The sequence below is a fragment of the Demequina zhanjiangensis genome (genome assembly GCF_030418315.1).
GTDB classification, from domain to species: Bacteria; Actinomycetota; Actinomycetes; order Actinomycetales; family Demequinaceae; genus Demequina; species Demequina zhanjiangensis.
In genome coordinates, this window is the sequence record NZ_JAUHPV010000001.1 from 327,049 (window position 1) to 351,958 (window position 24,910).

General features: G+C 72.0%; 22 protein-coding genes. 14 read left to right on the plus strand and 8 right to left on the minus strand.

The window, feature by feature from the left end:
- The first annotated feature begins 31 nt into the window (after nucleotides 1-31).
- From QQX04_RS01540 to QQX04_RS01555, 4 genes are all read left to right on the plus strand, one after another.
- Nucleotides 32-1,054: a glycosyltransferase family 2 protein gene (locus tag QQX04_RS01540; RefSeq protein ID WP_301125511.1), complete on the plus strand. Its 1,023-nt coding sequence runs from the start codon at nucleotides 32-34 to the stop codon at nucleotides 1,052-1,054.
- Nucleotides 1,055-1,115: 61 nt separating this feature from the next.
- On the plus strand, nucleotides 1,116-1,436 hold the full coding sequence (locus QQX04_RS01545) for a WhiB family transcriptional regulator (protein ID WP_301125513.1): 321 nt from the start codon (nucleotides 1,116-1,118) through the stop codon (nucleotides 1,434-1,436).
- A gap of 24 nt (nucleotides 1,437-1,460) precedes the next feature.
- Nucleotides 1,461-4,595, plus strand: coding sequence for a glycosyltransferase family 2 protein (locus QQX04_RS01550; RefSeq protein ID WP_301125515.1), 3,135 nt, complete (start codon nucleotides 1,461-1,463; stop codon nucleotides 4,593-4,595).
- Nucleotides 4,592-5,926, plus strand: a complete 1,335-nt coding sequence (locus tag QQX04_RS01555) for a DUF5719 family protein (RefSeq protein WP_301125517.1) — start codon at nucleotides 4,592-4,594, stop codon at nucleotides 5,924-5,926. The genes QQX04_RS01550 and QQX04_RS01555 overlap by 4 nt, the downstream gene beginning before the upstream one ends.
- Before the next feature lie 13 nt (nucleotides 5,927-5,939).
- Here QQX04_RS01555 and QQX04_RS01560 read toward each other — a convergent pair whose 3' ends face one another.
- Nucleotides 5,940-6,338: a metallopeptidase family protein gene (locus QQX04_RS01560; RefSeq protein WP_301125523.1), complete on the minus strand. Its 399-nt coding sequence runs from the start codon at nucleotides 6,336-6,338 to the stop codon at nucleotides 5,940-5,942.
- Between the two features lie 114 nt (nucleotides 6,339-6,452).
- On the opposite strand from QQX04_RS01560, the gene QQX04_RS01565 reads away from it, so the two are divergent.
- The 3 genes from QQX04_RS01565 to QQX04_RS01575 all read left to right on the plus strand — a co-directional run bounded on the left by QQX04_RS01565 (nucleotide 6,453) and on the right by QQX04_RS01575 (nucleotide 9,223).
- Nucleotides 6,453-6,809, plus strand: coding sequence for a DUF3499 domain-containing protein (locus QQX04_RS01565; RefSeq protein WP_436968452.1), 357 nt, complete (start codon nucleotides 6,453-6,455; stop codon nucleotides 6,807-6,809).
- A 75-nt stretch (nucleotides 6,810-6,884) separates the two neighbouring features.
- Entirely contained in the window at nucleotides 6,885-8,297 is a 1,413-nt protein-coding gene (locus QQX04_RS01570) for a phosphomannomutase/phosphoglucomutase (RefSeq protein ID WP_301125527.1), read from the plus strand.
- Nucleotides 8,297-9,223, plus strand: a complete 927-nt coding sequence (locus tag QQX04_RS01575) for a cation diffusion facilitator family transporter (RefSeq protein WP_301125529.1) — start codon at nucleotides 8,297-8,299, stop codon at nucleotides 9,221-9,223. The genes QQX04_RS01570 and QQX04_RS01575 overlap by 1 nt, the downstream gene beginning before the upstream one ends.
- 39 nt (nucleotides 9,224-9,262) lie before the next feature.
- Here QQX04_RS01575 and QQX04_RS01580 read toward each other — a convergent pair whose 3' ends face one another.
- Complete coding sequence (locus QQX04_RS01580; RefSeq protein ID WP_301125531.1) at nucleotides 9,263-9,628, minus strand: response regulator transcription factor; 366 nt, start codon at nucleotides 9,626-9,628, stop codon at nucleotides 9,263-9,265.
- A 100-nt stretch (nucleotides 9,629-9,728) separates the two neighbouring features.
- Here QQX04_RS01580 and QQX04_RS01585 point away from each other — a divergent pair, with 100 nt between their 5' ends.
- Complete coding sequence (locus QQX04_RS01585; protein WP_301125533.1) at nucleotides 9,729-11,765, plus strand: sensor histidine kinase; 2,037 nt, start codon at nucleotides 9,729-9,731, stop codon at nucleotides 11,763-11,765.
- Nucleotides 11,766-11,772: 7 nt separating this feature from the next.
- On the opposite strand, the gene QQX04_RS01590 is transcribed toward QQX04_RS01585, so the two are convergent.
- Entirely contained in the window at nucleotides 11,773-12,594 is an 822-nt protein-coding gene (locus tag QQX04_RS01590; protein WP_301125535.1) for an RDD family protein, read from the minus strand.
- Between the two features lie 55 nt (nucleotides 12,595-12,649).
- Here QQX04_RS01590 and QQX04_RS01595 point away from each other — a divergent pair, with 55 nt between their 5' ends.
- Nucleotides 12,650-13,645, plus strand: a complete 996-nt coding sequence (locus tag QQX04_RS01595; protein WP_301125537.1) for a stage II sporulation protein M — start codon at nucleotides 12,650-12,652, stop codon at nucleotides 13,643-13,645.
- Between the two features lie 42 nt (nucleotides 13,646-13,687).
- Here QQX04_RS01595 and QQX04_RS01600 read toward each other — a convergent pair whose 3' ends face one another.
- Genes QQX04_RS01600 through QQX04_RS01620 form a run of 5 tightly spaced genes read right to left on the minus strand, consistent with a single transcriptional unit; the run spans nucleotide 13,688 to nucleotide 18,987 of the window.
- Entirely contained in the window at nucleotides 13,688-14,980 is a 1,293-nt protein-coding gene (locus QQX04_RS01600) for a DUF58 domain-containing protein (RefSeq protein WP_301125539.1), read from the minus strand.
- Complete coding sequence (locus QQX04_RS01605) at nucleotides 14,980-15,948, minus strand: AAA family ATPase (protein ID WP_301125541.1); 969 nt, start codon at nucleotides 15,946-15,948, stop codon at nucleotides 14,980-14,982. Before QQX04_RS01605 ends, QQX04_RS01600 begins: the two co-directional genes overlap by 1 nt.
- Nucleotides 15,945-17,150 carry a DUF4350 domain-containing protein gene (locus tag QQX04_RS01610; RefSeq protein ID WP_301125544.1) on the minus strand — a complete coding sequence of 402 codons (1,206 nt, stop codon included), beginning with the start codon at nucleotides 17,148-17,150 and terminating at the stop codon, nucleotides 15,945-15,947. Before QQX04_RS01610 ends, QQX04_RS01605 begins: the two co-directional genes overlap by 4 nt.
- Entirely contained in the window at nucleotides 17,147-17,803 is a 657-nt protein-coding gene (locus QQX04_RS01615; RefSeq protein ID WP_301125546.1) for a DUF4129 domain-containing protein, read from the minus strand. Before QQX04_RS01615 ends, QQX04_RS01610 begins: the two co-directional genes overlap by 4 nt.
- Nucleotides 17,800-18,987: a DUF7847 domain-containing protein gene (locus tag QQX04_RS01620; protein ID WP_301125548.1), complete on the minus strand. Its 1,188-nt coding sequence runs from the start codon at nucleotides 18,985-18,987 to the stop codon at nucleotides 17,800-17,802. The genes QQX04_RS01615 and QQX04_RS01620 overlap by 4 nt, the downstream gene beginning before the upstream one ends.
- Before the next feature lie 126 nt (nucleotides 18,988-19,113).
- Here QQX04_RS01620 and mtrA point away from each other — a divergent pair, with 126 nt between their 5' ends.
- From mtrA to hpf, 5 genes are all read left to right on the plus strand, one after another.
- Nucleotides 19,114-19,797 (plus strand): MtrAB system response regulator MtrA, encoded by a 684-nt coding sequence (gene mtrA, locus QQX04_RS01625; RefSeq protein WP_301125550.1) that lies wholly within the window; start codon nucleotides 19,114-19,116, stop codon nucleotides 19,795-19,797.
- Nucleotides 19,794-21,452 carry an MtrAB system histidine kinase MtrB gene (gene mtrB / locus QQX04_RS01630; protein ID WP_301125552.1) on the plus strand — a complete coding sequence of 553 codons (1,659 nt, stop codon included), beginning with the start codon at nucleotides 19,794-19,796 and terminating at the stop codon, nucleotides 21,450-21,452. Before mtrA ends, mtrB begins: the two co-directional genes overlap by 4 nt.
- Nucleotides 21,449-23,179, plus strand: a complete 1,731-nt coding sequence (locus QQX04_RS01635) for an LpqB family beta-propeller domain-containing protein (RefSeq protein ID WP_301125554.1) — start codon at nucleotides 21,449-21,451, stop codon at nucleotides 23,177-23,179. Before mtrB ends, QQX04_RS01635 begins: the two co-directional genes overlap by 4 nt.
- Before the next feature lie 100 nt (nucleotides 23,180-23,279).
- Nucleotides 23,280-23,999 carry a ComF family protein gene (locus QQX04_RS01640; protein WP_301125558.1) on the plus strand — a complete coding sequence of 240 codons (720 nt, stop codon included), beginning with the start codon at nucleotides 23,280-23,282 and terminating at the stop codon, nucleotides 23,997-23,999.
- A gap of 125 nt (nucleotides 24,000-24,124) precedes the next feature.
- Complete coding sequence (gene hpf, locus QQX04_RS01645; protein WP_301125560.1) at nucleotides 24,125-24,787, plus strand: ribosome hibernation-promoting factor, HPF/YfiA family; 663 nt, start codon at nucleotides 24,125-24,127, stop codon at nucleotides 24,785-24,787.
- The last annotated feature ends 123 nt before the right edge of the window (nucleotides 24,788-24,910 follow it).

The following is a 24,910-nucleotide window of genomic DNA, read 5'->3' on the forward strand; positions in this document are numbered from 1 at the left end:
CGTGTTGCACGCGCTGGGCTACCCTCGTCGCGTGGAGGATCTGGGACCCGTGGAGCCGGCCGCGCCGGTGTCCGTCATCATGCCCGTGAGGGGCGAGGAGGCGACTCTGGCGGCGGCGGTGACGTCGGTGCTGGACAACGGCTACGAGGGCGAGGTCGAGCTCGCGATCGCGGTGGCGCCCGGGCCGGACCGGACCCGCGAGATCGCCGACGCGCTGGCCGCGGCGGATCCCCGGATCACCGTGGTGGGCAACCCGGGGCTGACGGCGCCGCACGGACTGAACGCGGCGATCGCAGCGACGCGTCACGACGTGGTCGTGAGGATGGACGGCCATGCGGTCATGCCTCCCGGCTATCTGGCGCTCGCCGTCGATGCGCTGCGTCGGACGGGGGCCGCGAACGTCGGTGGGCGCATGGTCCCGGAGGCGGAGGCCCCGCTCGCGCGAGCGATCGCCGAGGCGATGCAGTCGAGGTTCGGCATCGGGGGCGCGGGGCACCGTGTCGGAGGCGAGGAGGGACCCGCCGACTCGGTGTTCCTGGGGGCGTTCCGGCGTGCCGCGCTCGAGGAGATGGGCGGGTACGACGTGCACTTCACCCGCGCTCAGGACTGGGAGCTCAACCATCGGCTGCGGGAGGCGGGCTACGTCGTCTGGTTCGTGCCCGACATGCAGGTGCCCTATGCGCCGCGAGGCTCGTGGAGAGCGTTGGCGCGGCAGTTTCATCAGTCAGGGCGCTGGAGGCGCGAGGTCGTCACGAGATATCCGAGCACCGCGTCGGTCCGCTATCTGCTACCGCCTGTGCTGCTGATCGGGCTGGTCGCGTCGACTCTGCTCGGCATCGTCGGCGCGCTCTTGGGCGTGCCGCTGCTGATCGCAGCGTTCCTGGTACCGCTCGCATACGCGCTCGGGCTTGTCGTGGCATCGGTGCTCATGCTTCCCCGCACCGGGGCCGCCTCAGCCGTTCTCATGCCTGGAGTGCTCGGTGTGATGCATCTCACCTGGGGTGCGGGGTTCGTGCGTGGCATACACCACGCTCGACTTGACGGACGTGGATGACACGGGTGTAATTCCACTTAGACGGGGGTGGCTCTCCCGTGGCGAACTCGGAGGGAAGCCTATGTGGAGCATCTACGACGGCGCAGTGCCCTCAGACGCCGGCAGCCCAGCGCCGACGCTTGCGGCCGTGGTCGACATCTTCGACGCGGTCGAGGACGACGGCCCGCTGGGATGGCAGGAGCGCGCGCTGTGCGCCCAGACCGATCCCGAGGCCTTCTTCCCTGAGAAGGGAGGCTCGACCCGTGAGGCAAAGAAGGTGTGCGCGTCATGCGACGTGCGCTCGGAGTGCCTCGACTACGCGCTCGAGCACGATGAGCGTTTCGGGATCTGGGGTGGACTCTCGGAGCGTGAGCGTCGCAAGCTCAAGCGGCGCGCTGTCTAGCCGGTCCGACGAGAGGGACGTGTCGTGAACGCGACGCGCCCTGTCGTGCGCGCGATCCTCGTGACCGACGGGCGATCCGCACATCTCTCAGCCGCGCTCGCGTCCCTGTCCGAGCACGAGTACGACACGCTCGACGTCGTGGTGGTCGGAGGCGACGCCCCTGAGGTGCCGCCCGAGCTGCGCGCCGAGATCGTGGACGCGCCGGGCGCGAGCTATCACGAGGCCGTCGACGCGGCGCTCGCCCTCCACCCCGACCTCGAGCGCGACTACCTCTGGCTCCTTCACGACGACACCGCGCCCATGCCCGGCGCGCTCGCCGCTCTCACCGCCGTGGTGCGCAAGCGCCGTCGCGTCGCGATCGTCGGCGCCGCCCAGGTCCGCTGGGACGACCCGTCGAGGCTCGTCGGCATGGGCACGACCACCTCGCGCGTCGGAGCCCGCCGCGTGGCGCTGGTCGAGGAGGACGACGTCAACCAGGGCCAGCACGACTCTCGCGAGGACGTGCTCGCCGTCAGCCTCGCGGGCGCGCTCGTGCGGCGCGACTGGTGGCACGAGTCGGGCGGCATCGACGACTCGTACCGAGGATTCGGGGACAGCCTCGATCTGTGCCGCCGTGCGTGGCGCTCGGGCTACGACGTGGTGGTGGTGCCGTCGGCCAAGGTGAGGCATGCGCAGGACGGGCTCCACGGACGACGCTCCGATGACGCCCGCGGGCGCGCCTCCACGTACGCGGCCAGGCGCACCTCCGAGTGGTTCCACGCGTGCGCCTACGCGCCGGCGCTCGCGGTGCCGCTGCTGGTCCTGTGGGCGTTCGCCTCCGCACCCGTGCGCGCGCTGCTGCGGATCGCGCAGAACGAGCCACGCGTCGCGCTCACCGACCTGTCGGTGCCGTGGCGGCTTCTCGCGCGCCTGCGCCTTCTCGCACGCAGCCGCAGGCTGGTCCGCCGCGCGAAGGTGGTCCCGGTGAGCGTCGAGCGTCCTCTGCTCGCGACCTTGCGCGAGGTGGTCCATCACGTTCGGGTCTCGGAGCTGGGCGCGTACGACGCGTGGCGCGCAAGCCAGGCGCCGTCCGATGTGGAACGGCAGGAGCTGGCGCTCGCGGCCTCGCGACGTCGCCGCGGCCTCGCTGTCACATCAGCGCTCGCGCTCGCCGTGTCCGTCGCGCTGCACGGGGACTGGCTCGCGAGCGTCGTGCGCGGGCAGATGCTCAGCGGCGACATCCTCGGCGTCTCGGACCTGGGGTTCGCGGACGTGTGGGCCAGGGTGTCCTCGGGATGGGACGTGACAGGCTTCGGCGCCCCCGCTCTCGACTCGTCGTTCGCGGCGCTGCTGCTGCCGCTCGCGGCCCTGCCCGGCGGGCTGCGGCTGGGCCTCGGTCTGCTCCTGGTGCTCGCGCCCGCGCTCGCGGCGCTCGGCGTCTGGGCGGCCGCCGGGACCGTCGTGCGCTCGGCCTGGGTGCGTGGTGCCGTCGCTCTCACCTACGGTCTGTGGCCGCTCTTCCTCGCGTCGGTGAACGACGGCCGGGTCGGCGCCGTGATCGCTCATCTGGTCCTCCCATGGGTGCTGTTCGGCGTCGTCCGCGGAGCGGGTTGGCACCGGGGCGAGCCCGTGGGGGACGGCGAGTTCCCTCGCGTGCGCCAGGCGTCCCCGAGCGCGTCGGCCGGTGCCGCGCTCGCCATGGCGGTCGCCGTCGCCGCAGCCCCGGTGCTCCTGCCAGGGCTGCTGGTCGCAGTGCTGACCGCCGGCGCCTTCGCGCGAGGCGCGAGGCTGCGCACCTGGGCCGTCGCACTGCCCGCCCTCGTCGTGTCAGGCCCGGCGATCGTGGCCGCCTCAGGCGCGGACTCCGTCGCATGGGCCGTGCGGGTCCTCGCGCGCGATGCGGGGCCGATAGGTCCCTTCGATCCGCTGACGCCATGGTCGCTGCTGCTCGGCAGCGCGCCTGCCGAGGTGGATGCGGCACCGCTCGAGACGCTCGTGGGTGCGCCGATCGCTGAGGCGCTCGGCTCCTCCCTGGCCGTCGCGATCGGTGCAGCGGTGCTCGCCGCCGCTGTCGTCGCGCTCGTCTCGCTACGGTCCGCGTGGGCTGTCAGGGCGCTCGTGCTGCTCGCCGCGGCGGGCCTCGGCACCGCGCTGGTGTCCCAGCATGTCTCGACAGGATCGCTCGACGGCGTCGGCGGACAGCTGGTGCCCGGCTGGCCCGGCGCAGGGTCCTCGCTCATGGTGCTCGGCCTGCTCACCGCGGCGGCGGCGGCCGCGTCAGGGGCCTGGCATGCCGGAGAGCGCTCGGCACCGCTCGCCTGGCGCCGCACCGGCTACGCGGTGGGCCTGGGACTTGCGGGAGCCGTCCTCGTCGTGGACGCGATCACCTTGTCGTGGCCGGGCGTCCAGGAGGGCGACGTCAGCGCGTCCTCCACCACGGTGCTGCCCCTCGCGATCGCCCTCGACCAGCGCTCCGAGACGCAGCAGCGCGTGATGGTGCTCGACCGCGAGGATGACGGCACGGTCCGCTACTCGGTGCTCTCCACCGACGGGACCGTGCGAGTCCTCGGTGTCGCGGAGCGGGACGACGCAGGCGTGCCGCTGGCCCGTGCCGGCGCTCAGCCCTTCGCGACGCCGCGCGACCTCGCGCAGGCTGTCGGGCTGCTCGCCGGAGGGGCCGACGGCGCAGGGGAGCAGCTCGCCGCCTGGGGCGTCGGCGTGGTCGTCATCGCGCCGGGCGCGGACTCCCTCCTCGCCTCGCTGACCCAGGTGTCGGACCTGACCGCGATCGGAGCGAGCGACTACGGCACCCCCTACCGCGTGCAGCGTGCTGACGGCTCTCAGGTGTCCCGCGCATGGATCGCCGACGGTGACACCGTCACCGCGGTGCCCATGCAGGGCATGTCCGGCGGCGCTGACGTCACGGCCGCAGGGACGACGCTCGTGCTCGCCGAGGCCGCTGACGACGCGTGGCAGGCCACGCTCGACGGGACGCCGCTCGCGAGGGTCGACGACCCCGCGGGCCGCAACGCCTGGGCGGTGGCCGAGGGAGGCACGATCGAGATCACGTACGAGGACCCTGCCCACGCCTGGTGGCTGTGGGCAGCCGCGATCGTGTGCGGGTGGGTGCTCCTCGCGTCGATCCCCCTGCATCGTGCGCGCGGGAAGGAGGGGTCATGACGGGTCTGTCCGCCGCAGCGAAGGCGGGAACCGCGCTCGTCGCGGGAGGCGTGCTCGTCGGAGTCGCCTTCGCAGGTGGCCTGCTCGACGAGGCCCGCACCGTCGCGCCCACGCCGACCGAGGTCGCGGTCACCCCTGCGGTGCAGCCGGCCGCCTGCACGGGGCCGCTCACCGTGCCGGTCGGGGCCCTCGAGGGCGACGACTTCGCGTCCGAGCCGACCTCCCGCACGCGTGAGCTGTACGGCGCCTCCGCAGCCGACGGGGTCGAGATCGCTGACGGTCTCTTCGGCGCGTCGATCGAGCGTGTCGAGGACGGTGACATCGCCTCGCTCGCGGCTCTGACCTGTGTGCGCCCCGCGACGTCTCAGTGGCTCGTCGGGGGGTCGACGGCACCAGGCTCCTCCGCGCGGCTCGTGCTCGCGAACCCCACGAGGGCCAACGTCGAGGCGACCGTCACCCTCTACGGCGGAGCAGGCGAGGTGGCGGACAGCCGGGTGCTCGCCATCGGTGCAGGAGAGGTGCAGGACCTCTTCCTCGAGGGCATCGCGGACGGCATCGACTCGCTCGTCGCACGCATCGACGCGACCGGCGGCGGAGTCGTGGCGACGATCCAGGACTCGGTCCTCGACGGCCTTCAGCCCGCTGGCACCTCGTGGGTCGCGTCGACGTCCACGCTGGGCACCTCCCTCGTGATCCCGTCCGTCGGCGGAGGCGACCTCGAGGCGTCCTCGTCGGTGCGCTTGCTGGCTCCCGACGGGGCGACCGTCTCGCTCACCCTCGTCGACGAGGACGGCGTCGTGTCCTGGTCCGGAGTCTCGGCGATCCGGCTCGAGCCAGGCGTCGTCACCACCGTCGAGGTGCCGTCCCTCCCGACCGGCGCCGTCGAGATCGACTCTGACGCGCCCCTCGTCGCCGCCGCCGAGCTGACCGTGTCCCGCGACTCCGAGATCGGCGCCGAGGGGTCCCTCGCGTACGACCGCACCTGGATCGGTGCGCAGCCCCTCGACGGCTCGACCGCGGATGCTCCCGACAAGGGCGCCTATGCGCCCTCGGACGGCGGCGCCATCGTCGCCTACACGCCAGTGGCCACCACGCTCACGGTGGTCGGCGACGACGGATCGCAGTACGCACAGGTGGACGCCAACGCGCGGACGGTGACGCGGATCCCGCTCGACGAGGTCCCCGCAGGCGCACGGCTCATCCTCGAGGGCGCTCAGTCGTGGACGCTTCAGATCACCGGGCAGCCAGGGTTCATCGCCTCCATGCAGCCCACCGCGACGCGCGTCATCGACGTGGAGGTGGACGCCGTCGACGCGCCCTACGTGCCCTGAGGCACGACCGCGCTCACCGTCCGAAGTCGGGGTCGATGTCCTCAGGCGCGCAGTTCATCAGATGCGCGAGCTGCTCGGCGACCACGTCCCTCACCAGGAGCGGCAGCTCGGAGCCCTCCGCACGCTCCTCGCACGGGCGCCGGTAGATCACGACACGAGCGGGCTGGCCCATGTCTGCGGGGAACAGCCGACCCAGCGGGACCCCTTGCTCCCACGGGCTCGGGTCCGACGGGGGCACGTCCTCGGTGCCGAACTCGAGCCGTCCCCATCGTCGTCCCCACCGCGGCTCGAGCCGCTCGGCCGCGTCGATCACGAGCAGATCGAACTGCTCGGCGCGGGTGCGGTGACCGGGGAGGGAGGCAGGGACGAGGGGAGCCCTGAGGCCACGCCCATGCCGGTCTCGTCGTGCCATGCGACAGACCCTACGCCCGTCTGGGCGTCCACCAGGCGCTTCGGGGCCGGCCCTGGGCCGCCTCGGCGTGGCTCGACGCCACCCCGCGTCTCGAGGGGTACCGTCCGAGGCGTGATGGCCTCCCGACAGTGCTCGAAGACGGCGTGCACGCGCCCTGCCGCGGCGACGCTGACGTACGTCTACGCGGACTCGACGGTGGTCGTCGGCCAGCTCGCGGAGTCGGCGGAACCGCACAGCTACGACCTGTGCGCGGACCATGCGAGCCGTTTCACCGCCCCCCGCGGGTGGGACGTGGTGCACATCCAGCAGGACTTCGTTGACCCTGGGCCGTCGCCGGACGATCTTGACGCACTGGCCCGCGCCGTGCGCGAGGCGGGGACCCCGGCGCAGCCGCGGACCCACGCCCCCGCACCCCTGACCCCCAGCGAGCCGCGCCGCGGTCACCTGCGGGTCGTGTCGTCCGACATGTGACACCCGGGTGCAGGCCGTGCGTGCGCGGCGATTCCGTCCTGGTCACGGCCCCCCTGTGCCGCTAGCCTGGCCCGCATGACGGACCTCACCGGACTCATCAAGGCCTACGACGTGCGTGGCATCGTCGGCGAGCAGCTGACGGAGGAGATCGCCCGAGCGATCGGCGCGGCCTTCGCGGACACGATCGTGACGCCGGAGGGCGAGACCTCCGTGGTGATCGGGCACGACATGCGCGACTCGGGGCCGGGCCTCGTGAACGCCGTCACGTCGGGCCTCCGCGACCGCGGAGTGGACGTGGTCAGCATCGGCCTGTGCTCCACCGACGGCCTCTATCACGCGACCGGCGCGCTCGACATGCCCGGCGTCATGGTCACCGCGAGCCACAACCCGGCCGCATACAACGGCATGAAGCTGTGCCGGTCGCGCGCCCGTGCCGTGGGCGAGAACACCGGTCTGGGACTCGTCCGCGAGCTCGCCACGCGCTACGTCGACGAGGGCGTGCCCTCCGTCGAGGCGCCAGGCTCGGCATCCGACCGCGAGATGCTCCGCGAGTACGGAGAGTTCCTCCGCTCGCTCGTCCCGCTTGACGCGATCCGCCCCCTCAAGGTCGTGGTCGATGCGGGCAACGCCATGGCGGGCCACACCGTTCCTGCAGTGCTCGGCGAGGCCGCGGGCCTTCCCGGGCTTCCCCTCGAGATCGTGCCGCTGTACTTCGAGCTCGACGGCACCTTCCCGAACCACGAGCCGAACCCGCTCGAGGAGAAGAACCTCGTCGACCTCCAGGCCGCCGTCGTCGAGCACGGCGCCGACCTGGGCCTCGCCTTCGACGGTGATGCGGACCGCTGCTTCGTCGTGGATGAGAAGGGCGCGATCGTGCGCGCCTCCGCGATCACCGCGCTCGTGGGACTGCGTGAGGCCGCCCGCGTGCGCGCCTCGGGCGGCGACGCGACGGTCATCTACAACGTCATCTCCTCCAAGGCCGTCCCCGAGCTCCTCACGGCCGACGGCATCGCGACCGTCCGTTCGCGCGTGGGGCACAGCTTCATCAAGGCGCAGATGGCGGAGCACGACGCGGTGTTCGGCGGCGAGCACAGCGCCCACTTCTACTTCCGAGACTTCTTCTACGCGGACTCCGGGATGCTCGCGGCATTGCACGTGATGGCGGCGCTCGGCGCGCAGGACGGCCCGCTCAGCGCGATGCTCGCCGACTACGACCCGTACACCGCCTCCGGCGAGATCAACTCGACCGTCGCCGATGTGGCGGCCGCGCTCGATCGGATCCGGGAGGCCTTCGGCTCGCGTGACGCCGTCACGCTCGACGAGATGGACGGTCTCACCGTCCAGCACTGGGACGCCGAGCCGCGCTGGTGGTTCAACGTGCGCCCCTCCGGCACCGAGCCGCTGCTGCGCCTCAACGTCGAGGCCGCGGACGCGGCCACGATGGAGGACGTGCGGGACCAGGCGCTCGCCATCATCCGGGAGTCCTGATGTCCGCCGAGGGCGGCACCAAGGCGATCATCGCCGCGCTCAGCGCCAACCTCGGCATCGGCGTCACCAAGTTCGCGGCCTGGGGCCTCACCGGAGCCTCCTCGATGCTCGCCGAGGCGATCCACTCGGTCGCGGACTCCGGCAATCAGCTCCTGCTGCTCCTCGGCGGCCGCAAGGCCCGCAAGGAGGCCACGCCCGAGCACCCCTTCGGGTACTCGCGCTACCGGTACTACTTCGCGTTCCTCGTCGCCGTCGTGCTGTTCACGCTCGGCGGGCTCTTCGCCCTGTACGAGGCGTGGCACAAGTTCCAGCACCCTGAGCCGATCGAGTCATGGCAGTGGGTCCCCATCGTCGTGCTGCTCATCGCGATCGCGCTCGAGGGCATGAGCTTCCGCACGGCCATCAAGGAGTCGAACAAGATCCGCGGCAACGTGGGGTGGGCGAAGTTCATCCAGCGGTCCCGGTCGCCCGAGCTTCCCGTCATCCTGCTCGAGGACTTCGGCGCGCTCGTGGGCCTCACGTTCGCGCTGTTCGGGGTCTCCATGACGTTGATCACCCACAACGGGCTCTGGGATGCCGCGGGCACGGCGATGATCGGTCTGCTGCTCGTCTGCATCGCGCTCGTGCTCGCGCGCGAGACGCGCGAGATGCTGCTGGGCGAGGCCGCCACCCCGGAGGACGTCGCGAGGATCCGCGCAGGTCTTGCCGACGCCGGCTACACGGACATCATCCACCTGCGCACCATGCACCTGGGCCCTGAGGACGTGCTCGTCACCGTCAAGGTGGGCGTCGCACCGGGACGCACGATCGAGCAGATCTCCGCGCAGACGGACGACGCGGAACGCCGCATCCGCGAGGCCGTGCCCGCCGCCCGGCTCATCTTCATCGAGCCCGATCTCCGTCACGCGGTCCAGCAGGACGGCTGACCCTCGCCTCGACCTCGCTCAGGCTGACCTGAGCTCGCGTCAGCCCGCAAGCATCTGGTCCACGCGCGCCGCGAGGTCGCGCGGGGAGAACGGCTTCTGCATGTAGCCGTCCGCGCCGGAGGTGTAGGCGCGCTCCAGGTCCGCCTCCTGCGCCTTGGCCGTCAGCATGAGGATCCGGGTGCGTGCGATGTCCGGCTCCGCGCGCACGTGCGCGCACACGTCGAGCCCGTTCATCCGTGGCATCATCCAGTCCAGGACGACCAGATCCGGATGCGAGCGGCGGATGGCCGCGAGGCCCGCCTCGCCGTCCACCTCGACCGCGACGTCATGCCCGACAGCCTTGAGCTTGTGGCTCACCAGCATCGCGATGTCCGGGTCGTCGTCGACGATGAGGACCGACGCCATGGGGACCTCCTCACGGGTGCGCGGCGGGTTGCCGCACCCCTGGTGCGACTGCCATGCTCCACTGTACGCATCCGTGCACTGAGGGTCGGGAGGTCGAGGTATGGCGTTCCTCACGTTCGATCCGCGGCACGAGGGCCGCGCGCGGCTCGCGGCCTATCTGATCGGCCTCGCGGTCACGTACCTGCTCGGCGTCGGCGCCGTCGAGCTCGCCGCGCGGGGGGACGACACCTCGCCATGGTGGCCGGCCGCGGGCGCCGCGGTCCTCACGATGCTCGCCGTGCCGCGACGGCTCATGCCGGTCGCCGCGATCGGTCCCGTGATCGTCACCGCGGCCTCGAACTACGTCGCAGGCCGTCCCCTCGATCTCTCGCTCGCGTTCGGCGTGGCGAACGCTCTCGAGGCGCTCATCGTCGCGCTCATCCTCACCCGCGGTGACCGTCCGCTGCGGCTCGTCTCGGTGCGCGACGTCACGACGCTGCTGGTCGCAGCCTTCGCGGGCGCGCTGGGCATCGCGGCCGGAGCCGCCGCGGCCGTCACGTTCCTCGGCCAGGACGCGCCCGTCGCGACCTTCGGCGCAGTCTTCGCGAGCCACGTCTCCGCGGTCCTCTCGATCGTGCCCTTGGGCCTGGCCTGGAACGACCGCACCCGAGCCCGGGGACGCCATGCCCGATGGCTCCAGCCGCTCGTCCTGGCGCTCGTGATCGGGCTCGTGTTCTTCCCCGGCACCCAGCTGCCTCTGAGCTTCCTGCCGATGCCCGTACTCCTCTGGGGCGCCTACGTGTTCCCCATGCGCGGCGTCGCCGTCCAGCTGGTCCTCACCGCAACTGCGGTGACCACGCTCACCATGTTCGACGGCGGACCCTTCGCAGGTGCGGGCTGGACCCCGATCCAGACCTCGTGGGTGGTGCAGAGCTTCCTCGTGATCTACGCGGGGACCGTGCTGTACTTCGCGGCCGCGCGCCGCCACATGGTGGGAGTCACGGAGGACCTTCAGGTCCGGGAGCAGCTGCTGCGAGGCGGCTTCGTCGACTCGCAGATCGGGATGCTGATCCTCGAGGAGGACCGCGCGGGGGAGCCGCGGGTGCGCAGCGCCAACCGTCATGCGCTCGATCTCCTCGGCGCGGAGCTGACGCCGCCGCTCGAGGGCGACGACCCGCTCCCGCTGACGGCCGACACGCGCGGCGTGCGCACCCTGCGGGCGGCCATCGCCCGCGCTAAGGACGACGACCACGGCGAGAGCGTCACCGAGGTCGAGCTCGACGGCGACGTACGGGTGGAGATCCTCGTCACGCGCGCCGTCCATGACGGCGGGCGCGCGCTGCTCACCGTCCAGGTCCTCGACGTGTCCGAACGCGTCCATGCTGCCCAGGCGCTCGCGCACGCGCTCTCGGACGAGCGGACGGCGGCGACTCAGCTGCGTGAGGTCGCCCGGCAGAAGGACGAGTTCGTGTCGGCGGTGAGCCACGAGCTCCGCACCCCGATCACGAGCATCATCGGATTCGCGGAGCTGCTCGAGGACGAGTCGTCTCTCGACGAGGACGCGAAGGCGCATCTGACCGTCATCACCCGCAACGCGGCGCGGCTGGGCACGCTCGTCGAGGATCTGCTCGCGCTGGGCGCCGGCACGCGCGAGGAGCCGCAGCCGTGCGACGTGTCCGAGGCGGTCAGGGGAGTGCTCGAGGACCTGGGCCCCAACGCCTCGGCGCGGCTCGTCACGCTTCGGGAGCACGTGCCCTACGGGATCCAGGTGATGATCGCGCCCAGCGACCTGGTGCGGGTGCTCGTCAACCTGATCGGAAACGCCGTGAAGTTCACCCCCGCTGGCGGTGAGGTGGCGGTCGCGGCGCGCTTCGACGACGCGGCGGTGACGATCGAGATCGCGGACAACGGGCCGGGCATCCCTCCGGAGGACCTGGAGCGCGTCTTCGAGCGCTTCTACCGGGGCCGGGGCGCCGCGGAGGGGTCGGTGCCCGGCGTCGGCCTGGGCCTCGCGCTCGTGCGGCAGCTCGTCAACAAGGCGGGCGGCACCGTCGCCCTCGGATCGGACGGCCACAGCGGCACCATCGCGCGCGTGACCCTGCCGCGCGTCGCGCAGCAGGCCCAGTGGCCTGGCGGGATTCCGACGCTCGCGCCCTGAGATCGGGTCAGCGCGACTCTGGCACGCCGTGGGGGAGCCGATGCACCGCGTCGGCGATCTCCGAGTCGAGCCGCTGCTGCTCGACGCCGCGGGTGTACTCCCGGTCTCGCCTCACGACGAGCGCGGCCGCGATCAGCGCCTCAGGCGAGGTGCCGGCGGGCGGCTGCGGGGACACGTAGCTCGCCACCCTCGCGCCGAGCTCGGATCCATGCTGCGCACGTGACGTGGGGTTGAGGCGCGGAGCGCGCGACAGGAACTGACGCGCCGTGAGCGCGAGGCCGTCCGGCATCCGGCGCACGTCGGCGGTGTCAGCCCACCCGACGAGCTCCGGCGGCATGATCAGCGGTGCGTGGGGTGACTTCGCGGCACGCTCCTTGAGCGCGTACGTGCCCGCGAGCAGATCGCCCACGCGCTTGGCCCGGCGGGTCACGAGCGCCGAGATCAGGGCCACGCCGCCGGCGGTCAGCCACAGGTCGAAGACTCCGAGCAGGCCTCGGACGAACGCCTGCCTGAACGCGATCGGCCCGCCGTCGTCCCTCACGATGCGCACCCCGGTCGCATACTTGCCGACGGAGCGTCCGCGGGTCGCGGTCTCGACCGCGATGGGGATGCCGACGAAGACGAGGACGAGGTGCACGAGCACCGCGGCGCTCATGGCCGCGAGGTCGAGCCCGTCGGGCAGGAGCTGTGCCAGCAGCAGGAAGCTCCCCAGGTAGACGGAGCCGATCACGAGCGCGTCGATGAGGGCGCCGGCGGTGCGCAGGCCGATGCTCGCCGGAGCGGTCTCCAGCACGACGCCCTCGCCGATCAGCGTGGTCTCGTCGTCCATCCGTCCTCCTGTGGGTCCGTCGGTCGTCGCCTGCTGTCTGTGGCATGGTAGCCGCATGGATCTTGACGCGTTCCAGGCGCTTCACGAGGAGCGCTGGCTGAGGCTCAAGGCTCTCACACGCCGGTCGCGGCTCACAGGAGCCGAGGCCGACGAGCTCGCGAGGCTCTACCAGATGACCGCCTCGGACCTCGCGCGAGTGCGCTCGTCGGCGCCCGACCCCGCGCTCGTCTCCCGGCTGTCCGTGCTGCTCGCGTCAGCACGGGCCACGCTCGCGGGCGCGAGGCCTCCGATCCATCGTGAGGTGGCGCGGTTCCTGGTGCTGTCCATGCCCGCGGCGCTCTACCGCCTGCGGTGGTGGACCGTCGCGATCATGGTGGGGTTCCTCGTCGTCGGCACCGCGACAGCGGTCTACTACACGACGCACCCCGAGCTGATGAGCGACCTGGGCACCTTCGAGGAGCGACAGCAGTACGCCGAGGAGGCCTTCGCCGCGTACTACTCGGAGAATCCCTCCACGTCCTTCTTCGCGCGCGTGTGGACCAACAATGCGTGGGTGGCGGCCATGTCCGTCGCGGGCGGCTTCACCGGCATCTTCACCTTCTACGTGCAGTACTCGAACGCGGTGAACGTCGGCACCGCCGCGGCGATCATGAACGAGTTCGGCTACCTGCGGCTGTTCTTCCAGCTGATCAGCCCGCACGGGCTGCTCGAGCTCACCGGCGTGTGGGTCGCCGGAGCCGCCGGGCTGAAGATCTTCTGGACGATGCTCGTGCCAGGGCCGCGCACCCGCGGTCGGGCGCTCGCGGAGGAGGGGCGCGCCATGCTCGGCGTGGTGCTCGGCCTGGTCCTCGTGCTCCTGGTCTCCGGGCTCGTCGAGGGCTACGTGACCGGGTCCGCGCTGCCGTGGGCGGCGAAGATCGCGATCGGCCTGACCGTGCTCGCGGGCTTCTGGACCCTCGTGCTCACCTTGGGCAGGCGCGCTGCGCGGATGGGGGAGACGGGCGACGTCAGCGGCGAGCTGCGCGAGGACACCGCGCCCGTCTCCGCCTAGCGTCCGTCGTCACGCTCGGCCGGGTGCGGTGCGAGCGACGGCCTAGAGCTTTCCCGCGGCCTTCAGAGCCAGGTACGCGTCGGCGACCGCGGGTGCGATCCCGTCCGGATCCGAGGAGACCACCTCGACGCCGCGCCGTCGCAGCCGCTCGGCGACCGCATCCCGCTCCAGCTCGAACCGCGTCGCGGCGGCCGCGGTGTACAGCTCGACGGTGTCGCCCCGCTCGGTGACGAGCGCGGCGATCTCCGGGTCATCGACGGCGCCGATCAGCACCTGGTGATCCCTGGCGAGCGGCGCGAGCGCCCGTAGCAGTCCCGAGTCCACCGATCCCGGGCCCACATCCGTCAGGAGCACCACGAGCGCGCGCTGGCCGAGCATCTCGCGGACGACCCCGGCGGCCGCCGTCCAGTCGGGCTCGACGAGCCGCGGCTCGAGCGGCGCGACCCGATCTGCGATCGCCGGCATCAGGGCTGCACCGGACACACCTGAGACGCGGGCGCGTACCGCGCGGTCGAACGCGACCACATGGACCCTGTCGCCCGCCTTCGAGGCGAGCGCCGAGAGCAGCAGGGCCGCCTCGATCGCGGCATCGAGCCGAGGAGTCTCCCCGATGCGGGCCGCAGCCGAACGCGCGGTGTCGATCAGGATGAGCACCTGGCGATCGCGTTCAGGGCGCCACGTGCGGACCACGACCTCGTTCCTGCGCGCAGTGGCCCGCCAGTCGATCGCGCGGACGTCGTCGCCGATCACGTACTCGCGCAGCGAGTCGAACTCGGAGCCCGGACCGCGCTGCTGCACGGCGCTGCGACCGTCGAGCTCACGAAGCCTCGCCATGCGGGACGGGAGATGCTTGCGGGAGGCGAACTCGGGAAGCACCCGCAGGGTCGCGGGCAGCGGCACCGTGAGCTGCCGGCCGGCGAGGGACAGCGGGCCCAGAAGCCGCAGCGTGACCGGACCCGCCTGCCGATCGCCGCGTCGAGTGGGGCGCATCGGCGTGCGCAGCCTGACGCCGTCGCCCGGCGCGAGATCCAGACGGTGACGTGCCGCGTCGGCACCTGCGGACGGCTGCCATGCGTCGCGGGCCCACCCGCGCATCCTGCGCGACCCCATGTTCCGCACGAGCAGCGTCGTCGCCGTCGCCTCCGTGAGGCGCACCGAGGTCGGCGTCTCCCTGCGCGTCGCCACCAGTCGCGGCGAAGGCGCCGCGGCGGCGTCGATCCCCACCGCGATCACGACGAGCGCGAACCACATGACGGCGGGCAGCGCCGAGGACGCCGCGATGGCGATCGGCACACCCACGGCGGTCAGCACGACCGCCCTCCACGTGAGGAACATCAGCGCGGCACGGGCACCGAGGCCAGCACGGACTCGAGCACGCTGGACGGCGTCACGCCCTCGAGCTCCGCCTCGGCGGTCAGCTGGATCCGATGCACGAGAGTGGGGTGTGCGAGCGCCTTGACGTCGTCGGGAGTGACGAACGAGCGTCCCTGCAGCCAGGCCCAGGCGCGGGCAGTCGAGAGCAGAGCGGTCGCGCCACGAGGCGAGACCCCCAGCGAGGTCGCGGCGGCGTCGCGGGTGGCGCGGCACACATCGACCAGATAGCCCACGACCTCTGGGGACACCTCGACCGCGGCGACCTCCTGGCGGGCGGACTCAAGGTCCTCGATCGTGGCGACAGGGCTGACACCCGCGGCAGCGAGGTTGCGCGGGTCGAAGCCCTGCGCGTGCCTGGTCAGCACCTCGGTCTCCACCTCGCGCGGCGGCAGCGGCAGCACGAGCTTGAGGAGGAAGCGGTCCAGCTGCGCCTCGGGCAGCGGGTAGGTGCCCTCGTACTCGACCGGGTTCTGCGTCGCGATCACCAGGAACGGGTCCGGAAGTGCACGCGCGACGCCGTCCACGGTGACCTGCCGCTCCTCCATCGCCTCGAGCAGCGCCGACTGCGTCTTGGGAGGGGTGCGGTTGATCTCGTCGCCCAGCATCAGGTTGGTGAAGACCGGCCCCTCGCGGAACGAGAACCGCGACGTCTGCGCGTCGTACACGAGCGAGCCGGTGATGTCTCCGGGCATCAGGTCCGGCGTGAACTGCACGCGCTTCGTGTCGAGCGACAGCGATGCGGCGAGCGAACGCACCAGGAGCGTCTTCGCCACGCCGGGCACGCCCTCGAGCAGGACGTGGCCGCGGCACAGGAGCGCGATGATCAGGCCGGTCACGGCGGCGTCCTGGCCGACGACGGCCTTGCCCACCTCGGTGCGCACGCCCGCGAGCGTGGTGACGAGAGGAGAGTGCTGGGGGGTGGTGGTCACGATGCGGATACCTCACTTTCAAGAGCGTCGAGCTCGGCGACGAGCCGCATGAACGCGGCGTCGTCGGCCGGCGGTGGGCCGTACAGCAGGGAGTCGATGGAGCCGGGGTCCCGGCGGGTGTGCAGGGCGATCGCAGAGACGACGGCGGCCCGCTGGGAGTGCCGCGACAGCGAGAGCCTGGCGGCGAGTCGCGAGGCCGCGCCCGCCCGAAGCGCCGCAGCCGCGTGGCCACGCGCCTTCCCTCGCCGATACAGGCGTCCACGTCCACGTGTCGCCTCGGAGGCGCGGACGATCACGGGCAACGGCTCGGTGACGAGCGGCCCCATCCGTCGGCCCTGGTGGAACGCCGCGACGAGCGCGACGAGCAGCAGCGCGATCATGCCGGCGGTGAGCCACTCGGGCGCGCGTGGGGTCAGATAGGTCGAGCCCGTCTGATCGGCGGAGAGCAGGGTGTCATCGGCGTCGTCGCCCACGTACCAGACGAGCCGCGAGTCGTGGCCCAGGACGTGCAGCGCCAGCGCGGCGGCCCCGTCGACGGCGAGCGAGCCGTTGGTCACCACTCCTGCGTCCGCGAGCACGTGGACAGGCCTCTCGCCGTCACGCGAGAGCTCGACGTAGGTGGCGGAGCCGTCTGTGACGAAGCAGGCCTCCGCGGGCGCGCCCGCCGACACCTGGAGGGAGGCGCGCACGTCCGTGAGGGAGACCGCGCTCTGCGCCGCGGGCGCCGCGCATCGCGCGGGCACCGGACCCTCGGACACGGTGGGGACCGAGGCCGACAGGGCGGGGTCGATCCCCGAGAGGACGTACGGGGCGGGCTCGATCCACACCACGTCGCCCGGATGGGTGGCGATGGACGCGACCTGGTCGTCGTCGAGGAAGACGTACGACGCAAGCGCGAGCGTGCCTCCACCGTCGAGCGCCCGGTAGGCCTCGGAGAGCGTGGACACCTCCTGGACGTCGACGCCCTGTCCCCGGAGGATCTGCGCCACCGCGCGAGCACCGTCGCTGCCGGTGTTGTCGATCGACAGCGGGACGGAGTTCGACGAGGGCCTCGCGAAGGTCGCGACGAGAACTCCCACGACCACGAGCGTCAGCACGATCGCGAGCCAGCGGACGCGGGACCATCGCGCGCTCGCGACCTTGCCCGCGGTCGAGCCGTCTCCCAGAGTCCAGCCCTCGGGTGCGGTGACGGTCCGGCTCATGAGACGACCTCGGGAGCGATCCGCGCGCTCGCCACGGCATCGAAGGCAGCGCGCGATACGTCGTAGTCCTGCTGCGTCGCGACGGCATCCGAGTAGCAGATCGAGTCGAAGCGGCGGGCCGCGTCCGCAAGCAGGTGTCCGGTGCCGTCGAGCGCCGCGGCGATGTCCACCGCGGCCTCGTGCGCGGTACACCCGTCCCGCGGGTCGATGACGGTGCGCTCCTCGGCGCTTCTCACGATCGCGCGGAAGGTCTCCAGGACCGCCTCGTGCCAGTGGCCCGCCTGGGCCGCGTCGCGTGCTGCGCGATCGATCTCAGAGGAGCTGCGCGCGTCGTCGGCGAGCACCACGGCGGAGTCGCGTCGTCGTGAGACGAGCAGGGGGCGAGCGACGAGCCACGCGACAAGGAGCAGCGCGGCGAGCGCGAGCACGCCCAGCAGGTAGCCGAGCGGGGCGAGGCCGCCTCCGCCCGAGCTGGAGAAGAGACGGGTGATCAGGTCGGAGAGCGCCTGTGCGAACCAGTCGGCGAGCGAGGCGCCCTCGCGGTACTCGGCGCGCGACAGCTCGTCCTCCGCCCAACGGCGGGCCTCTTCGGCGCTCGGGTCGACGGGCACGGAGGCCGTGAGCGAGGCGACGGCCCCGAGGATCGCCGTCACGCGCCCCATCCCTGCGCGGAGGCGCGTTCCTGGACGGTGCGGACGAGCGTGAGGTCGAAGGCCTCCTGGCGCATCCGCTGATCCGTGTAGAGGCCCGCGGTCACGCCGCCCAGGTAGGCGATCGAGATCAGCACTCCGACGAAGGACATGAGCGCCATCACCACGACGTAGAGGACCGTGGCGGTCGACGAGGCGGCGAACATCGCGAAGGGCAGGATGACCATCGCAGGCATGGCTATGACCTGCTGGATCAGCGACGTGATGATGATGGCGACGACGAGCACGCCGAGGATCATCCAGAAACGACCCTGGGTGAGCTCCCACGACCGTCGCAGGGCCGCGATCGGCCCGCGCCTCTCCAGCACGACGGCCGGGACGGCGAGCGAGACCTTGACCGACAGCCAGGCGATGACCACGCCCGCGGCGATGAGCCCGAGGATGAGGAGCGCGACGCCCAGACCCGTGTCCGCGATGAACCCGCCGGCGACCACCAGCGTCACCGCGCCCGCGATGACCGAGTAGCCGATCGTCAGCAGGAGCGACTGCGCGATGAGGGCAGGGGTGGCCCGCAGCCCACGGCGGAAGGCCTCGCCCGGCGCCATGCGCTCGTTGAGCACGGAGCGCGAGAAGGACAGCGACGTGATGGCCGTGGACAGCAGCAGCACCAAGGCTCCCAGGAACGACCCGAGCACCATGAGGGCGAGGTCGGTGTTGCTGACGCCAAGGTAGTTGTCCTCGAGCGCCACGGCGTCGACCTCCGCCATGGAGAACAGCGAGCCGTAGTAGCCGAAGCCGAGGCCGTACATCACGATCATCGAGGCCAGCGCGACGAGCGCGTTGAGGCCGATCATCACCTTGGGGTTGTGGCGGATCGCCTTGAGGGGCCCGTCGAGCAGCTCTCCGAACGTCAGAGGCCGCAGGGGGATGATCCCAGGCCGCAGCATGGCCGCCGCGTCGAGGTGGGCGTGCTGCGCCGGCGGCGCCGGGTTCGGCGAGGCGTAGCCGGGCTGCGTGCCGGCGGTCGGCGGCGCGGGCGGTGCCGGGAAGGCCTGCGCGCCTGGCGCGGCCGAGGCAGGCGTCGCCGACGGCGCTGCGCCCGAAGGCGAGGCGAACACGGGCGCCTCACCGGTCTGCTGTGCCCCCGACGGCTCGGTGCCGGCGGAACCGAATCCACTGTCGCTCACGCGATACCTCCTCGTCCCGGCCCATCCTGCCATGCGGAGCCTGCTCGGTTGCTCGATCCTCACATACACGTGTCAGGGCCGTCGACCCTCGGCTGCCCAGGCACGATGACATGGCAAGATGGGCGCATGACAGGACGCATCCTGGTGGTCGACGACGATCCGGCAGTCGCGGAGATGATCGGAATCGTGCTTCGCGGCGACGGATTCGAACCGCTGTTCTGCGATCACGGCGACCGTGCGGTCGACGTATTCCGCGCCGAGCAGCCCGACGTGATCCTCCTCGATCTCATGCTGCCTGGGCGCAGCGGGATCGACATCTGCAGGGAGATCCGCGCCGAGTCCGGCGTTCCTATCATCATGCTGACCGCGAAGTCCGAGACGGTGGACGTGGTGCTCGGCCTCGAGTCGGGGGCGGACGACTACATCCCGAAGCCCTTCAAGCCGCGCGAGCTGATCGCCCGGGTGCGTGCACGCCTGCGCCGCAACGAGACCGGTGCTCCCGCGACGGTGCGCATCGGGGGGCTCGAGATCGATGTGACGGGGCATCGCGTCACCCGCGACGGCGAGGTCATCCCGCTGACGCCGCTCGAGTTCGACGTGCTCGTCACCTTGGCGCGATCTCCCGGGCAGGTCTTCACCCGCGAGGTGCTGCTCGAGGACGTGTGGGGCTACCGTCACGCCGCCGACACACGGCTGGTCAACGTCCACATCCAGCGCCTGCGCGCGAAGATCGAGAAGGACCCTGAGAACCCCGAGATCGTGCTCACCGTGCGCGGGGTCGGCTACAAGGCAGGTGGCCAGACGCCGTGAGACGCACGCCGCGAGCGATCGCGGTGCGGCTCACCGTGCCGCTGCGTCGGTGGGCCCGACGCTGGCGGCGATCCATGCAGGCGCGCGTCGTCACGACCGTGCTCTTCGTCGGCGTGGCGACCGTGCTGGTGCTGGGCGCCTTCGTGGTCGCGCAGATCCGTGACGGCCTGATCGAGACCCGGGTCGACCGCATCCTGCTCGAGTCGGCGCGGGATGCGACGAGCGCGCAGCAGGGCGTCGACGCCTCCGTGGCGGCGACGCCGGGCGACCTTCAGGCGCTGCTCCGATCCGTGTACACGTCGCTGCTCAACGTGGGAGGAGACTCTCGCGGCCTCGTCGTGCTGCAGGCGCAGGACAACGACTCGGACCTGATCCTCACCACCGGCGCCTCGGACGTCGCACTGCCCACGGTCGTGACGGCGGAGATGCGGCAGGCGATGGCGGACGGCGTCACCCAGCCGTGGCAGTACACGACGTGGCCGGGGCAGGACACCGCGGCGGTGGTCGTCGGCGAACCGCTGCGCCTGCGAGACGCTGGCGACTACGAGCTCTACTTCGTGTACTCGCTCGCGGACGAGCAGCAGACGCTCGCGCTGATCCAGCAGGTGCTGCTGTTCGGCGGCGCGGTGCTGATCTCCCTGGTGCTGCTGCAGGCGTGGTTCGTCACGCTTCAGGCGGTGCGGCCGGTGCGTCAGGCCGCACGGGTCGCGTCGCGGCTCGCGGACGGGCTCCTGTCGGAGCGCATGACGGTGCGCGGCGCCGACGAGATGGCCACCCTCGCCACCACGTTCAACGAGATGGCCGAGTCGCTCCAACGCCAGATCACGCGCATGGAGGATCTCTCCCGCGTGCAGCGACGGTTCGTCTCCGACGTGTCGCACGAGCTGCGCACGCCGCTCACCACCATCCGCATGGCGTCGGACATCCTGTACGACGCGCGTGAGGACTTCCCGGCGCAGGTCGCGCGCTCCGCCGAGCTGCTGAGCACTCAGATCGACAGGTTCGAGCTGCTGCTGTCCGATCTTCTGGAGATGTCCCGGATCGACGCAGGCGCCGCCCAGCTCGAGTTCGAGCTCACCGACCTCGCCGACGTGGTCGCCGACGAGGTCGACGCGATCCGACCCGTCGCGGAGGACCAGGGCGTGAGGATCGAGCTGTGGGTCGGGTCGGGCCGTCATCAGGCATCGATGGACCGGCCCCGGGTCGGACGGATCATCCGCAACCTCCTGTCGAACGCCGTCGAGCACGCCCAAGGGGGCCCGGTCGACGTCGGTGTGGCCTCCACCTCGAGGGGCGTCGCCGTCGTCGTCCGGGACTACGGCCTCGGCCTCACCCACACGCAGGTCGAGCGGGTCTTCGATCGCTTCTGGAGGGCAGATCCCGCGCGCGCACGCACCATGGGAGGCACGGGCCTGGGGCTCTCGATCGCTCGCGAGGACGCCCTGCTGCACGGTGGCCGTCTCGAGGCGTGGGGCTCGCCGGGCGAAGGCGCCGCCTTCCGCCTGTCCCTGCCTCGCACCTCGCGTGGCCTGGGCCAGCAGCCCGTGCTGGCGCTCGCGATGCGGCACGAGGAGTTCGAGGCCCTGGGCGACGGCACGCCGCGCGCGGCCGGACCGACTCCCGGCGACGGCATCGGACGGAGGGAGGACGCATGAGGACGAGGCTGTGGGCGGCGCTCGCCGCCGTGGCGCTGCTCGCGGGCTGCGCGTCGATCCCGACGAGCGGCCCCGTGCGTCCGGGGATCACGACGGATCCCGAGCAGCAGTCGTTCGAGTTCCTCGCCGAAGGGCCCTCGGTCGGGGACACGCCCCAGCAGATCATCACGGGCTTCATCAGCGCGCTCCCTCAAGGCTTCGACACCGACTTCCAGATCGCTCGCGAGTACCTGACGCCGGGGGCGAGCCGCGACTGGGATCCGCTCGAGTCGCTCGTCGTGTTCGGCTCGGGAGACTTCGTCGGCGCCTGGGATGAGGACGGGACCGCCGTCGTGTACTCGGTCCCGCTCGCAGCCACCCTCGACGCGCACGGTCGGCTCGTCGAAGCGGCTGTCGGCGAGGAGACGACCCTCGACTTCTCCGTGGTGCAGGACGCGTCAGGGGAGTGGCGGATCGCCAGCCTCGCGGACGGCGCCCTGATCGCCGAGTCGACGTTCGAGAACCTCTTCCGCGAGGTGAACCTGGTGTTCGCCTCCCAGGACGGGAGCAGCGAGGTCGTCGAGACGCGCTGGGTGGCCGACGCGTTCGCGCCGACCCGAGCCGCCTCGGAGCTCGTCATGGGCCCCTCGCCGTGGCTGTCGGACGCGGTGCTGTCCGGCTTCTCCTCGGCGGCGGCGCTCGAGGTGGGAACCGTGGTGGTCACCGATGGCGAGGCCCTGGTTCCGCTCGTGTCAGAGGCCGCGGAGGAGACCGCGGGAGCGGGCCTGGGACTGGCGCAGATGGAGCGCACGCTCACGGCGCTCCCCACGGTGACGGATGTGCAGATGACGCTCGGCGGCGTGCCCGTCGAGAGCGCCGCCGACGTGATGCTCGAACCCCCGGACGTGCCGTCCGAGGAGGCGGCGGCCATCGTCGGATCGCGGCTCGGACTCTGGAACGGCAGCGAGCTGCGGGTCACGCCCGACTCGGCGGGCGCGATCCCCTCGCGGGCCAACGGCCTCGCGCAGTCCTACTCGGGCCGACAGACCGCCTTCCTGGTCGGAGGGTCGCGTCTGGTGGTGACCGACGCGCTGTCAGGTCGGCTGTCGTCCCTCGTGCCCTCCGCCGGGGTGGGTGACGCGCCGGACGAGCCGATGCCCCTCGACACCCTCCTCACCGGATCCGACCTGGTCTCGCCTTCGTATGACGGCCACGGGTGGCTCTGGACGGCCGAGTCCGAGGGGGGCGGGGTGATCGCGCTTGACGCCGAGTCGGGCGGCGGCGAGCGTGCCGACCTGTCCGCGGAGTGGCTCACGGCGCGCGTGATCGAGGCGCTCGCGGTCTCGCGTGACGGAGCGCGGCTCGTGATCTCGTCGACGGTCGCGGGTCAGCCTGTGCTCGAGGTGACGGGCATCGTCAGGAATGACGCCGGGGTGCCCGTCTCTCTGACGACGCCGCTCCAGATCGGGGTGTCCTCGGGCGTCGCCGTGGATCTCGCGTGGGTCGACTCCACGACGGTCGCGGCGCTCGGCGTGAGCGTCGACGAGGGCATCACCCCCGTCTGGATCGTGGGCGTCGGTGGCTTCACGGAGGCGGTCTCCGCGGCCACCGACACCGTGGCGATGACCGCGCGCAGCGGCCTCACCTCGCTCACCGTGGTGACGGGTGATGCGGAGGCGCTGGCCCGCTCCGGTACCGGCTGGACCCCCGTCGTCGACGGCGTGGTCGAGCTCGCGTACGCCGGCTGACGCGGGGACGGAGCCGTCCCCAGCCCCTCCGGGAGGTACGCGCGTCCCGGTTCGTGAGGGAGTCTCCGATCGGGCGCCGGCGTCCCGCGATCATGCGTGCATGGATCCGCTCGAGCCCGTGCGCGCGCTCGCCAGGCTCGTGGTGCCCGTCGCCTGCCCGGGGTGCGGGCGCGAGGACGTCCCCTGGTGCGACGAGTGCGAGGCGCCCTGGTGGGAGCCCGTATGGAGGGCGGAGGCGGACGCCGCGCGGCTGTCCCTCGAGGGCAGGGCCGCGGTGCCCGTGTGGGCGGTCGCGGTGCTCGCCGGCAACGCCCACCGCATGGTCGCCGCATGGAAGGACGGGGGCAGGCGCGATCTCGATCCGTTCTTCGCCGGCGCCGCCGCGCGCGCCGGAGCCTGCGTCGCACCCCGGCTGTCCGCGCTGCCTGAGCCCCTCTGCGTGGTGCCGGCCCCCGCACGCGCCGCAGGCGTCCGACGCCGCGGAGAGGACCTTCCGCTGCTGCTCGCGCACGCCGTGGCCGACGGACTGCGTGCTCGGGGAGCCCGCGCCTCCGTCCTCCCCTGTCTCGCGATCGGGGCAGGCGAGCAGCGTCGCATCTCCGCCGCGGACAGGTGGCGTCGTATGCGTGGCGCCGTGCGGCTCACACGGCTCCCGCCGGCGGGAGCGCCCGTGCTCCTGGTGGACGACGTGGTCACCACAGGAGCGACCTTGGCGGCCTGCATCTCGGCGCTCGAAGGGGCCGGATCGGCGGTCGTCGGCGCGGTGGCACTCGCTGCCGTCGGGCGTGTGGCGGGCGAGCCTTCACCGGGTCTAAGGTGAGTGCTACGAAGACGATGATCGTCGGATCCCTTCGATGAGGGAGGTGATGCCGCAGGCGCTGAAGGCGCCGCAGCCGCCCTGCCCCGGCCACCGAGGCCGCACTCATCCAAGAGGAGGACAACGTCATGGACATCGCCATCACCGGACGCCACACCAAGGTCGCGGACGATCTGCGCGAGCGGATCATCGAGAAGATGGAGAAGGTCGAGGCCCTTGCGCCGCGCGCCACACGCGTGGATGTCCACGTGGTCCACGAACGCAATCCCAAGCGAGCGGACGACAAGGAACGGGTCGAGATCACCGTGCGAGGCAAGGGAGTGGTGAGGGCCGAGGCCTCCGCCGCCGACCGCCACGCCGCGTTCGACGCCGCATCCGCCCGGCTCCTCGAGCAGCTCCGTCGCCTGCACGACCGTCGCGCGCACCGCCACCAGGGCACCCCCGCGCTGCGATCCGTGGCCGCCGACCCGCTTCCCGCTCCCGCCGCCGAGAGCGCTCCCCACGCCGCCTCCAGCGTCGAGCCGTGGGAGGGCGCGCCGGACGACGCGACGCGCGAGGTGCCGATCGACGGCACCCCCATCGTGATCCGCTCCAAGACCCACGCCGCCACGCCGATCACCGTCTCCGAGGCGATCGATCAGATGGAGCTCGTGGGGCACGACTTCTACCTCTTCCTCGACGCCGAGTCGGGGCTCCCGAGCGCCGTCTACCGCCGACGCGGATGGACCTACGGGGTCATCCACCTGAGCGAGCCGGAAGGCGCGCACGCGCAGGCGGCCGAGACCGCCTGAGCAGGGCCGCAGGGCGAGAGGGCCCTGCACGCTCCACACACCACCGGTGCGACACGGCGCCGCGGACCTCGAGGCTGAGGTGCGCGGCGCCGTTGCCGCGATTGCGCCGAGAGCGAGAGAACA